This window comes from Ignavibacteriales bacterium (assembly GCA_016709765.1).
GTDB lineage: Bacteria > Bacteroidota > Ignavibacteria > Ignavibacteriales > Ignavibacteriaceae > IGN3.
Genome location: JADJMD010000013.1, coordinates 217010 through 230637, shown reverse-complemented (window position 1 = coordinate 230637; position 13628 = coordinate 217010). Strand labels below are relative to the sequence as shown.

Here is a 13628-nt window from a genome sequence, read left to right as displayed (position 1 = left end):
TCAAACTCATAAATATCAGAAACATTATTTCCATAATGATAAATCCATTTAACATCAAATGTACGATTGAAATTCATTCCGAAAAAGCTTCTTACTACTGGAAATGATTGACTATTACGTGTTACTGCAGTCACGTTTTGTGCCTTCACTTCGTAAGGATAAATTACTGCTGAATATGAACTTGACCCACCAAAGAATCCGCCATTAATTCCTGCATAAGCACCAACTGAAGGTACAAAATTATTTACAGTTTTATTAGAACCTATGTATGGATGGATAACCAGATCAGGATTATTCATGTCAACATCGATATAAAAAATTTTTAGTATTGGTGATGAACGTTCTCCACTGAAAACTTTTATTCCTGCTGGAAGAGTATAGTTTGAAGTTATTTCAGTCCAGGTAATTGGTTGGGAGAAACATATAGTTGTTAGTAAAACAGTTAGTAGTAATATTTTTTTCATAATTCGCTCCTTAGTGTTTTGTCATTCCCACGAAATTGGAAATCCAACTAATTTATAAAATAGATTCCAGCCAACGCGGGAAAGACATTAAATATTTATCCTAAAATCATTCTTACGTTTATTTCTTTTTCAGAAAAATCCTCAGGATTAATGAAGTTAGATTCAACTCTGTTTCGGTTTACTTCTATCATTTTAATTCCTGAATATTTTCCCGTGGGATTTTCCACCTTCAATTTAATTGTTTTGCCTCTGAAATTCCTTTCGGCAGAAAATGATTTCCATTTAGAAGGGATATTTGGATTAATAATTAATCCCTTTAATGATGTTCTAAACCCGCAAATGTAATCCATTCCAATTCTAAGCATCCAGACAGCAGTTCCAGTAAGCCAGCTATGGCTTGCCTGATTTTCTGTTTTATGATCAGGACTCGTTATATATTCAGCAAACACATAAGGCTCCACTTCGTACTTATCAATATTATTTGATGAATTTGTTGGGAGCATTTTAGAATAAGTCTCATAAGCAAAATCCGTGTCGTCATTAATTATTGAAGCCAGGACAAACCAGGATGAAGCGTGATTGAAAATTGCTCCGTTTTCTTTTTTACCAGGGACACACCGACTGATCAATCCTGTATTATCCTCAACTTCTGTATAAGATGGATAAACGATTTGCATTCCATAAGGGGTTGTTAAAAATTTCTTTCCGGATTTCATCGCACTTTTTGCTTTTTCACTTTCTGCTAGACCTGAAATAACAGACCAGCTTTGGGCATTTACAAAGATCTTTCCCTGCTTATGTTTATTTGATCCAATTTCGCTCCCATCATCCCGGAAAGCTCTTAAGTACCACTTGCCATCCCAGCATTTTTCATCAATTACATTTCTAAGCTGTTCGTACTTGTCTTTCCATCGTTCTAAAGTAGAGAAATCTTTTTTATACTCAAGCAGCTCAAAGGTTTTTTTAATTATGTAGCCCAGAAAAAAAGCACCCCAAACTGTTTCACCCTTGCCTTTAGGTCCAATGTGATCGAGTGTGTCATTCCAGTCTCCGGTCATAATTTTAGGTAAACCTCTTTCTGTGCAAGCAGAAATAGCAAAATCAACAGCAAGTTTCATATGATTATAAACAGTTGCTTCGCCTTCATCATAAAATTTTACAACTTCATCAAGAATAGAGAAGTCAGCTGTTTCATTAAGATATTCTACAATACCAAATGGAATCCAAAGGGGAGTATCGGAGTGATTAGTCTTCTCGCCCCATTCCGTAATCTTAAAATAATTATGAAGTGTTGAACCATCTTTAAATTGAAAACGTAAAGCATTGAGTAATCTTTTTCTTACTTGATCAGGATTTGAAATAACCATTCCAAGGATATCCTGAAATTGATCACGTATTCCGGTACCAAATAACAAACCACCGTGATAGTAACCTGAGTTGCGAGCCATATCAAATGTAACTGCTGCCTGGTACTGATTCCAGATGTTAAGCGATAAATTAAACTTCTGATCCGGTGACTTTACATTGAAGTTACTTAGATAATTTGTCCAGTTATTTTTTAATCTCTCAAGTTTTAAATCAATGCTTTTAATTTTTTTGAGTTCATTCAGTTTAATAGCTTTGAAAGGATCCTTTTCTTCTTTTGGAATAACAGACATTATTACCGCAAAATCAATTTCAGATTTTTTATCTAAAATAATCTTGGATTGTAAAGCAGCAACAGGATCACCGGCTGTAATTTCTGTGTTACTCATTTTTCCGATTTCAACAGAAATTGGATTTGATTCTGATCTCCATTTGCCAATAAAATTATCAAGACTCCCATCGAAACCTGAAACGGGCAGCGTTGTTGTGAAAAGTAAATTGTATTTCCAATCTATGTTGGGCTGCGCAACAGTAACTTTTTTATTTAATACCCAGTATCGGCGTGTACAAACAAGAGTCTCATTTTTCTTGTCAAACTTAATATCCGTAAAATGTTTATCATTAGGCTGATTTATAATATCATTCAGCGCATTTCCCATTAATAATTCTGTAAAAGAATATATCTCAAGTTTTCTTTTTTTGTTGGAAAGATTTTTGAGATTCACTTTCCATATTTCACCATCAACATCATTTGGTACAAAGTACGTAATCTCTCCTCGAATTTTATTTTTCTCGGTGATAATTGTAGTATAACCCTGTCCATGTCTGCATTCGTATTTATCGTATTTTTTTTCAATTGTAGGTGCCCAGCTCAAAGACCAGTACTTGCCTGATTGAGTATCTTTTACAATAACATATCTTCCAGGACGATCCCATGGAAGACAGTTATAACGCATTCGGGTCAGCCTGTTATCACGTGGAGTTTCTAGATAACTGAATCCGCCGCCAGTGTGAGAAATTAAACCAGCATAATTTTCATTCCACATATAATTAAACCAGGGACGCGGAGTTCTCGGATCAGTAATTACAAATTCTCTTCCATCCGCTGAAAAATATCCATATTTATTTTTTAACATTCTTAAATCCTTAAATCAAATCCTTAAATTTATAAGTCCCAATTTTTTTCTTATTCAATGAAACAGGAAAGCTATTTTCATTAATTAAATTAATATCCTTAATATAAATCTCTCCCAATGTTACTTGCTCAACTCTAGAGAGTTTTTTGATTAACTCAACTTTACCTTCAATATCGTTTTCAGTTGGATTATAAATTCTTAACACAAAAGCATTTCCATCTTCAGATTTTTTAAGAGCACTAAAAACAAGCTCTTTAGGCTTTACTTTCATAAATGACATTTCAGCCGGCAGTTTACCCTTTGCTTTTCCTGTTTGAACAAGACTAAGTGGATTATTAAAGTTTAATGCTTCTTTATAAACTTCTCCATTTTGCCAATCGCCCTTGTGCGGATATAGTGCCAACTTATAAGATGATTTACCTAAACATTGACTGCCCTTTAAATAAGTGTAATCCTGTTTTGAACTTGGAGTAATTATATATTCAAATCCTCGAAGCAGAGTAACAGCTAAAGTTTTTTTCTTATCATTCAGAAGTTCATACTCTTTTAATCCATCTACTAAAACAGCTAATCCGTTTTTCTTATCACTTACATCAATGAAGTGATGTAATGGAAAATCATACATCGGCTGTTCAATCCAGTCTTTTGTATTCGGTCTTTCAGCTGATCTTTTCACCACATCAAACTGTCCTTCACCATAATGATATTTTGCATCAAGATTTGTTGGAAACATAATTCTTAGACGATGGCTCTCAGCTTTATTATTCAATTCGACTTTAAATTCAACTCTTTTAGAATTCTTATTTAACGAGAGAAATAAATCAACATTTACTGAACCAGTCTTATACTTCTTCCTTTTTCTTTCTAAAAGATTTATTGGAAGTTTAATCATATGGCTGATTTTAATAACTGCACTTAGCTCACCATTCTGAATAAGCTTTATTTTCGGTTTACTTTTTAAGGTTGTAATAATTGGTTTTGTTGGGATATTCACCCAGGCATGTCCCGCCTCACCCTCGTCATAAAAATATCCAAGTTCTTTAAACTCTTTATTATTTTCTTTATCAAAAAGATTAAATGTTCCGTTCGAATTTATTTTTACTTTTAAAAATTCATTTTCAAGAGTTAGCGATTGAGATTTTGTATAAGCCAGTTTTTGACTTTTGACTTTTGACTTTTGACCTGGGATTATAGAAAAAGCATTATAACCAAACTGAGGAATATTTTTCAGATCAACCAAACAATGGAATCTCATCATATCAAAGTACATCGGACGATCGATCAATTGTTCAAGAACAGGTTGATGAGGTTCAATTTTAATTATTTGTTTTTCAATTTCATTTCCATTCAGATCAAAAATCTTAAAATCACTCTTATTAAATTCTTTCGGAATATCTACAAAACACTCAGTAACTTCATTTCTTAAATAGTTATTTGGATTGAAAGCAACTAAAAAAATGTTTTCATTACTTGCATTTGGAAAATTAAGATTCTTAACAATATGTTTTACTGATCTTTCAAAAACTCCCTTTGAAATTTCAATTGCCTGCCTGTAACGATCCATCATATCGTCGTGAATCTGATCAAGACTACAACCACCGATAGAATCGTGAGAAGAATTTTGAACTATTAATTCCCATGCTTTATCTAAATATGCATCATTAATATTTCTACCAACCAAAGCTGAAAATACATTGAATGGCTCAGCATAAAATTGCGTCCATTTTTCAGCTTCAAAATTTTTCTGTTTAAGGTACATTCGTGCTGAAGTAGTGTAGCCATACATATTTCCGCTGCGTTTATCAAACTGTGAGCTTCTTCTCTCCCCGTAAACTTTTTTCAGGGTTTTAACATCAACACTTTCAAATAAAAATTTTGCATAATCTTCTAAAGTTGAATGAACAACATTTAAATCAGGAAAAATCTTTTTAATGTCCTCAATAATTTTTACTGTTTTAACATTTGGTCCGCTTGAATCGTGTCCTTCCATCCAAATTACATGTGGAGTTGTAAAATCATCTACTTGATCTTTTATTATTGCTTCAACCTGGTGTTTAATATTCTCAGGATAATACCCATTAGCAGAATCAATAATAAAATAATCTTCTTTAGCTAATTGTTTATCAGAAAAATGAAAGGGAATTCCGCCATTTGACCATTTGTATTCAACATCAGAAAAGAATTCATTGTGAACGACAGGGCGATAGATGTAAAAGTAAAAATTATATCTCGGCATTGTTGAAAATCGTGATGACACAGCTTCTGTTCCATCAGCACCAATCCATAGAAATTCTGCTTTGGGGGAATCGATGGAATTAATGCCACGGTAAAACATTATCAGTTCAATCCCGAACTCTTTATAGATTTGAGGAAGCTGAGATATTTGTCCCCATGAAAAAGGTGAATAGCCGATTTTAGAAACTCGTCCAAATTGTTTACTAGTTTTGTGTCCCAGCAGAAGATTACGAATAAGATTTTCACCGCCAACCTGAAATTGTTCAGGTAATACATACCAAGGACCAATGAACAATCTTTTTTCCTTAACAAACTTTATTATTTGTTTTTCTTTATGTGGGCGAATTTCAAGATAATCTTTTATAACGATTGATTGACTATCAAGATGAAATGCTCTGTATTTTGGTTCGGCTTCAAGAATATCAAGCACTTTATCAATCATATCAACAAGCATTTGCCTGTTGCGCTGGAATGGATAGCGCCACTCTCGATCCCAATGAGTATTAGAGATTACGTGGAAGACTTTGTCTTTATATTTTTCTAACATATAACTTTCAAAAATAAATTATGTTTTAAAATCACTTCAGGTAATCCTCCTTTGCAAACATATGTTGCTGCTTTAAGATTATGACCAGTTGTTTCAGCAAACGGAACAGCGATTGATAATCCAATTCCTGCCGCACGTATTGCAATTGTCCCGCTTTCGCTGTCTTCAAAACCAATTACCTGATTAAACTTTTCTCTCGGTACATTTAATTTATAAAGTGCAATGCTATAAAGATCGCGATGAGGTTTCAATCTTATCTCATTTGAATCACTCGCAGTTACAACCGCATCATAATAATTTTTGTAGTCTTTAAACCTCTCAAGTATTTTTAATTTATCATCAGAGACAGGAATTATCCTATCTAATGTTGAAATTATAATCTTAAACACTTCTCTTAAAACGATATCAGCTTCATAAAAAATAGATGATGTTACAATTGCGACTTTCAGTGGACTTTGTACAAAATACTTGCAGAGTTTAATAAATGATATTCTTGCTATATCAATATTTTTCTCAGGAAATTTTTTACCTGATTTAAATTCATAATCAACCAGAAGCTGTTCGAAATAAATATCTTCGTTTGATTTGATAAAACCTTTTATCATCGGCAGAAAAATTTCAATTCCTGGCATTGCTTCTATTAGATGCTTGTTCGGATCACCGAAAAGATTTTCAGCAATAAATTTACCTTCGCCAAGTTTTATTCTTTCCAGAATTCCATGATAACGTTGATAATAAACATCAATCCCAATTCTTACTATAGAATTAAAATCGAACTTTTTAATCTGCGATTTATACTTTGAATAGAAATATTCACTTAGCTGTTCTTCATCTTCATCATCCGGCAGTGTAAGTGGATTTAATTTCTTAAGTCTTTCATCATTAATAAGCTGAGAACAATTTAGGTCATTCAAATTCTGAATTACTTCTTCTCTTCTTTTCGTATCTTTACCATAAACTATTGTCCATCCTGCGGCATACAAAAATGATTTTATGATTAAATTGTTTTTAAATGTCTTCTGATATTTCTCAATCAAGTATTCAACATGCTTTGTTGTACTGTTACCAATTATATGAGGATAATCTTTAACTGAGTCCAAACCTTTCCAGTGATCCCTTTTCATTCGTCCGGATAGTTTTTTAACCATAAATTCAAGTGAATGAATACATAGTGCTTCAGTTGTTGTTGTTGTGCCATCCATATCCATAACAGTAGCGGTTAATGTTTCAACAGGTTTTTTGGTTTTTAGTGCAAGAGGATAGAGCTCATAATCAGGATGAATGAATCCCGGATTTTTTACAACAGCAAAGTCTTCTCCGAGTTTAGAGATAAGCTGCTTTGCTTCTTTTTTATCTGCAAATTTCTTTTTCATAGCGTTGTCATTCCGAACTTGTCTCGGAATTTCCATGTTTAATTGTAGGATCCTGAAACAAGTTCAGGATGATTCTTAAAATTACTTATACAAATAATTGCTTACCAAACTTCAGTAGCTCAATTACTTCTTCATCACCTTGTCCTTCAGCATAAATTCTAATGATCGGCTCTGTTTCTGATGAACGTAAAAGAAGCCAGCGGTTATCACCTTCCAAAATTAATTTAATGCCGTTTATAATTCCACGACTACTTAAAAAAGTTTTTACATCCTTAACACTAAAGTTATTTATCTTATTCGTATTTCTATTAAACAAATCCGGAAGTTTGTTTATTCTATCTTCTTTTTCATATTTAAGATCGATTCTTGAATAATGAATCAGTCCAAACTCTTTTCTTTTATGATTTACAGACACACTTAATTTTTGATCACCGGAGTTTGCCAGCATTTCAATAATCAACAAAGCAGAAAGTAACCCATCACGTTCAGGCATATGAAATCCATAACCAAATCCGCCGCTCTCTTCGCAGCCAAACACAACTTGCGATTTTATCATTTCTTCTGTAATGTATTTAAATCCAACCTGAACATCCACAACTTTTCTTTTATCTGTTTCAAAGAGCGTTTTGAGTTTATCGGTAACAGAAGAAGTTTTAATAATATTACCATCGAATTGTTTTTTGTTGATAACATAGTCGGCAAGAAGCAAAATTGTTTCCTGCGCACTTAACCATTCTCCATTATCAAGCATGACTCCTAAACGATCAGCATCACCATCTGTTGCCAATCCCAAAGAATAACCATTATTCTTTAACTCATTTTTTAATGGTTCAAGGTTCTTTTCAATCGGCTCTGCTAACCTACCGTAAAAATCTTCATCCGGCGGATGAAAAACTGTTTGGGCAGGAATATTATGAGCTAGTAAAATTCTTTCTAAATAGTCTGCACCCGCACCGCCCATAGAATCAATTAATATTGTTAATCTGGCTCTTCTGATGGCTTCAAAATCAATTAGATTCTCAACTGCCGAAGCATAAGGTAGAATTAAATTTAACATCTTGATGCTATCTTGACTTTTTTTAACTATTGATTTTCCAATAAGTCCTTCAACAACTAAAGTTTCTTCAGTCAGAAATGGTCCGCCATAATCTGCTTTAAACTTAACTCCATTATATTCTGGAGGATTATGGGATGCGGTTATCATTACTCCGGAACTTAGTTTACTATGTTTTACAAAATATGAAAGCACTGGAGTTGGAATAACTCTATCTGATAAAGAAACTTTTATTCCATTTCCGGAAAGTATCTCTGCAAATATTTTTGCAAAACGTTTTGAATTTCTTCTTCCATCGTAACCGATAGCAATTTTTGGTTCAGAAAATTTTAGATTATTATAATCAGCAAAAGCTTGAGCAACTATTGAAACTGATTCATCGTTAACCTCACGGTCTAATAAACCACGCCAGCCGTCTGTACCGAATATAATACTCATATTTTTTTCGATAGATTATGTTTTATCAATTGCTCTAAATCGGAATAATCAATATGTCTGACTGATGTAATTTTCTTTACACTTAATGCAGCCAAGGCACCGCATGCTTCGCCAGTAGCAGAAGAAGTTGGTTGAATACGAAGTGCGCTGTGACCTTCTCTTGTTGATGAAATGCATCTTCCTGCAACTAAAAGATTATCTGCTTCTTTTACAATAAGAGCACGCAAAGGAATTTCATAATATTGTCCTTCCGGCAAGTGTTCCATTCTACTTTCTTCATCTTTTTGTCCATGGATATCAATTCCGTATACTGCTCTTGCAATAGCATCATCAAATTTATGCCCGAACTTTATGTCATCACCTGTCACGGCATAATCACCAATCGCTCTGCGAGTTTCTCTAACACCAACCTGAACAGCAGTTTCCAATAAAATCGAGTTCTTAAATCCAGGAATTTCATCCTGCAGTAATTTTACGACCTGTGTCACCTGTTTTCTCCCAAGTAATTCTGCTTTAGTCAAATTGAATGATGTTGATGCATCAATACCAAGTATATTTGATGTATTAAATGATCCTTCTCCTGATTCGGATAGTGTAGTGAAGAAAATGTATTGAACATTTTCCTGCAAACGCCCTTCGCGAATTGCTTTTTTTACCTGGTTAAAATATCCTGCTATCGAAATTATTTTTGAAAAATCAAAATCGTATTCCATCCAATCAAAGAAATTATCCTTATTTGCTTCTGCATATTCTGTAACAGTTTTGATATCGATATTTATCATTCTGAAAAACAAGGTTAATGCCTGTAGCTTACCTGTCTTTTCATCACCTTTTGCAAAAGGAAAATTTCCGAGATAAAGAAGTTGAGCATCACCCGTAGTATCAATAAATACTTCAGCACGAACAATATATTCAACGCCATTTATCAGAACTGTAAGTGAATCAATTTTATTTTTGATTCTATTTACTTTAAGAATTTCAGAATGAAGAAGCACATTACAATCAGCATTGCTTAAAAGATTAAATGCGGCAGCACGAAATGAAGAAGCATAAAAACCGTTGTCAATCATTCCTTTTCTATTTCGCATCTCATTTTCGATATCTTCAAATATTCCTCTAACTAAAGTTTCACCATTAACAGAATGTTTCATAAAAGGGGAGACCATTCCCGCAGTGGACATACCGCCAACAAAACCATAATGCTCTATCAACAAAACAGAAACATCCTCGCGTGCTGCTTTAACTGCGGCACTTATTCCGGCAATTCCCGCTCCTGCTACAACTACATCGTATTTAGTTTTTAGTTCATTCATTTTTTAATAGCATCAACATACCAACTGGTAACAATATGTGGACGTGTAATAGCTGTTCCAACAACAACTGCAAACGCACCAACATCAATCATTCTTTTTGCATCTGAAGGATTGTTAATTCTCCCTTCAGCTATTACTGGAATTTTTATTTTTTTTACCAATGATTTTACAAGTTCAAAATTAGGTGAATCATTTTTATCTTTTAATGTTTCCAGTGTATAACCGTTTAATGTTGTTGAAATAAAATCTGCACCGGTTTTTTCGCATTCAATTGCTTCATCTTCTTTTGCAATATCAGCCATTATGAGAGCATCAAATTCAGATTTGATTCTGTGAATGAATTCGGGTCCGGTCAATCCTTCGCGTTTTCTAAAAGTACCATCAACAGCAATGATTGGACAACCAATAAACGATAGATTATCAACATCAGAAAATGATCCGGTTATTCTTACGCTTCCATCATCAAAATAAGATTTGATTAATCCGATTACTGGAACCCTAACTGTTGCAAGGATCAGTTTTGTTTTATCAATTCCCTCACTTCTAATTCCAATGGAGCCACCAGCGATAGCGGCTTTGGCAAACATCGTTACACCTTCTGGTGAATTAAATGGAGATTCACCTTCTGCCTGACAGGAGACAATTAATCCATGTTTTAGCTTTGAAATTATTTCATTGTTCATTTTATTTTACTCATTTGGGATTCTACTTCAGAAACTTTTGATAATAATTGAGTAAAGCTATATTCTTTTGAAAGAATGGAGTTTATATGAAAAATATTTTTAGTAATACTAAGATTATCAACGCTATAAACTTTTTGCGTTTGGGCTGCCAGCATTTGAATCCTTCCACCACTTTTTTGAATGACTTCTTCAAAATCGTTAATTATTCTCTGAGAATTATTTTCGATAAAAAATTCATTTCCAGGTTTTGGCAGCTTTAACGAAACCCAATATCTTCGATCATTCAAATTAATTTTTCTGTTTAATAAATTATGATCCTTCCATAAATCATTATTTATAATGCTTAAAAACATATTGCAGTAAAGTTCATTCAAACTTCTCTTGACATTTTCAAGCTTCAATAAATCATATTCATCTGATGTATCAATTATCGTTTTGCCGGTAACTTGAAAAACGCCTTCTTTGCCTGATACAGACAATTCTACATATTCGTTTTTTTGTCTTATATAAAACGGTACTATATGAAATAATAAATCTACTTTAGAATCTTCAATCAGTGTTTGTAAAACAATTTTTACTGTTTCAGGATTGATTATAACATTTTGGATATCCTGGTAAAGGATCCCATCTTTTTCTGATTTTATTTTATTTAAAAGGTTTCTTGAGAAAACATTTAACTGATTTTCATCAACTAATTGAAAACAATTTAATGATTCCGTAATAGTTCCACCCATAAAACCGTAATAGTTAAGAAGTAAAACACGTTTACCTTTTTTGGATAGATTAAGTGCAGTTAAAACCCCAGTTAAACCGGCAGAATAAATTATATAATCGTATGTCTTATCAATGTTCATATCTATTTCTTCGGTGAGGCAATCACTATAATTTTTTCATCCTGTGGAATTTTAGAAAGTTCAAAATCAACTAAAGCCATTATCTGGGCTTCATTTATTAACCCTGTAAAATCAACAATCTTTGATGAGATTAATAAAAAGATATCTGGAACAAGTGCACCGGCATCTCCGAATGTTGTTAGAGTTCCGATCATTTCTTTTATTTTTGATTTTACAGAATTTGATGTAACACTTTCACACAATGCATCATTTAATTGAAGTTTTATTGTCCCTTCGCGATCTATTACTCTAAGTTTTTGTGTTTCATCTTTAATAAATCCGAATAAATGTTTTTTAATCTGCTTAAAAGTTATTGCATAAAAGAATGATGTGTTCCCTGAGATAACTACTTTATCTTCACCTGTCCTCATCGAGACAGAAGCAATTTTCCTAATATCATTTTCAGTCAACTCTTTGATTTGAACATCGCGTGAACGCATTTCGCTCGAACCCATTGCAACTGCAATTACTTTTTTATTTTTTGAATCAATTTCTACTGTAACTTCTATAGATTCGGGAACTGCCCCCATTGATGCGACTGAATCAAATGCCTGCTGGCGCAAAGATATTATATCATTTTCAGTTGGATTAATAATGGATTTTTCAACAGAATCACGTATCATCCCAAGAGCAGCTCCAATTGCTGAAACTACTTCACAATCTTTTGCAATTTTATGCGGATAATTTAAATGCTTTGCTGTAAAAGGTACAAGAGCAGTTGCACCACCACCACCGCCAACAAGTTGAATTAATTCTTTATCTAATTTGTACTCTCTTGAGAGTTGTGAGATAACAGGTTTAATTTTTTCTGCTGAGATTTTAAGAATCTGTTCAGCTATATCTTTAGGTGCATTATTAAAAATCTTAGAAAGAGATTCAAAACATTTATTAATTGATGCAAGATTTGCTACTCCGTGTCCGGCGTCTTTTACAAGCCCTAGAAAATTTGATGCGCCAGTTGGCGTAATAGTGAATCTTTTTTTGAACTCATTTTTAATTTTGATTGACAAGTAATCATCCGGGTCATTTTTTAATGGCTGCACTTTTTCTAATTCTATATCAGAAAAATTCTCATCACTAAAAGAAACATAATTTAAACCTGCTATGTGTGCGCTGCGTGGACCAACATCAATAATTTTATTTCCCTGGATTCTGGGAATTGAACCACCTGCAATTCCAAGGGTTCTAACATCCAGGGTTCTTAAGTAAAGCCTGTTACCACCAATTTGTGCGCTCTTAACTTGAGGTTTTCCATTTTTGATGACAGAAATATCAGTTGATGTTCCCCCAACTTCGAGAAATATTCCATCTGAAACTTTTTCGTACATTAATGCAGCTGTAACACCTGCAGCAGGACCAGAAAGCATAGTTAGTATCGGACGTTTTCGCATTTCATTAATATCCATTATACCGCCATCGGAACGCATAACCATTAACGGTGCTTTGATTCCGCTTTTACGAATTGCTTCTTCTGTCATATTTGCTGTTTCCAGCATTCTCGGCATCATACTGGCATTTATAACTGCTGTACGAGTGCGAACTCTCAATCCATAAAGTTTTGAAATTCTACTTGCTGCTGTTGCCTGAAGATTCAAAGATTCAGCAACCGAAACAACCAAATCTTCATTCTTTGTATCATCAACACCAAATGCTTCTGATGCAACAATAACTTGAGCACCCTCATTTAGTAAATCATTAATATTTTTTTTAATTGCGTCTTCGGTAAGCTTTGAAGACAAATCGATAAATCTGAATTTTGTCTGTAGAAATTTTCCCGGAGAGAGTTCAATATTCTTTAGATTGATTTCATTCTTAGCACGAATTCCTTCCAGACCTTTTCCCATTCCGATAATACCAACAATTGCGACATCGCCTTCAAGTAAAGCATTGGTTGCTTGTGTTGTAGAGTGTGCAATTAGAACAATTTCATCAGGATTGATTTTGTGATCATCAATCAGGAGATGCATAGAATCAACAACACCTTTAGCAACCCCTTCATTTGCTTTATGGGTAGTTGGAACGCAGGCTTTCCCAATTAATTTAAAATTGGAAATATCTACTGCAACTGCGTGAGTAAAAGTTCCGCCAACATCAATTCCTATTTTAATTTTTCTCTTCAATTAAATA

At 33.5% G+C, this 13628-nt stretch carries 8 protein-coding genes; all 8 read right to left on the bottom strand.

The features are described from left to right. Window positions 1-559: 559 nt before the first annotated feature. A complete protein-coding gene (locus tag IPJ23_10715) occupies window positions 560-2965 on the bottom strand; it encodes a glycosyl transferase family 36 (GenBank protein MBK7631149.1) in 2406 nt (801 codons plus the stop codon). Between the two features lie 10 nt (window positions 2966-2975). Further along, on the bottom strand, window positions 2976-5747 hold the full coding sequence (locus IPJ23_10710) for a hypothetical protein (GenBank protein ID MBK7631148.1): 2772 nt from the start codon (window positions 5745-5747) through the stop codon (window positions 2976-2978). Beyond that, the gene (locus IPJ23_10705) at window positions 5741-7120 is read right to left on the bottom strand and encodes a hypothetical protein (protein MBK7631147.1); all 1380 of its coding nucleotides are present in this window, start codon (window positions 7118-7120) and stop codon (window positions 5741-5743) included. The genes IPJ23_10710 and IPJ23_10705 overlap by 7 nt, the downstream gene beginning before the upstream one ends. A gap of 85 nt (window positions 7121-7205) precedes the next feature. Continuing rightward, window positions 7206-8612, bottom strand: a complete 1407-nt coding sequence (locus IPJ23_10700; protein MBK7631146.1) for a phosphoglucomutase — start codon at window positions 8610-8612, stop codon at window positions 7206-7208. Further along, on the bottom strand, window positions 8609-9925 hold the full coding sequence (locus IPJ23_10695; protein ID MBK7631145.1) for an FAD-dependent oxidoreductase: 1317 nt from the start codon (window positions 9923-9925) through the stop codon (window positions 8609-8611). Before IPJ23_10695 ends, IPJ23_10700 begins: the two co-directional genes overlap by 4 nt. Then, complete coding sequence (locus IPJ23_10690; GenBank protein MBK7631144.1) at window positions 9922-10608, bottom strand: N-acetylmannosamine-6-phosphate 2-epimerase; 687 nt, start codon at window positions 10606-10608, stop codon at window positions 9922-9924. The genes IPJ23_10695 and IPJ23_10690 overlap by 4 nt, the downstream gene beginning before the upstream one ends. Beyond that, window positions 10605-11462, bottom strand: a complete 858-nt coding sequence (locus tag IPJ23_10685) for an FAD-dependent oxidoreductase (GenBank protein ID MBK7631143.1) — start codon at window positions 11460-11462, stop codon at window positions 10605-10607. Before IPJ23_10685 ends, IPJ23_10690 begins: the two co-directional genes overlap by 4 nt. A 2-nt stretch (window positions 11463-11464) precedes the next feature. Then, window positions 11465-13621, bottom strand: coding sequence for a hydantoinase (locus IPJ23_10680; GenBank protein ID MBK7631142.1), 2157 nt, complete (start codon window positions 13619-13621; stop codon window positions 11465-11467). Window positions 13622-13628 lie beyond the last annotated feature (7 nt).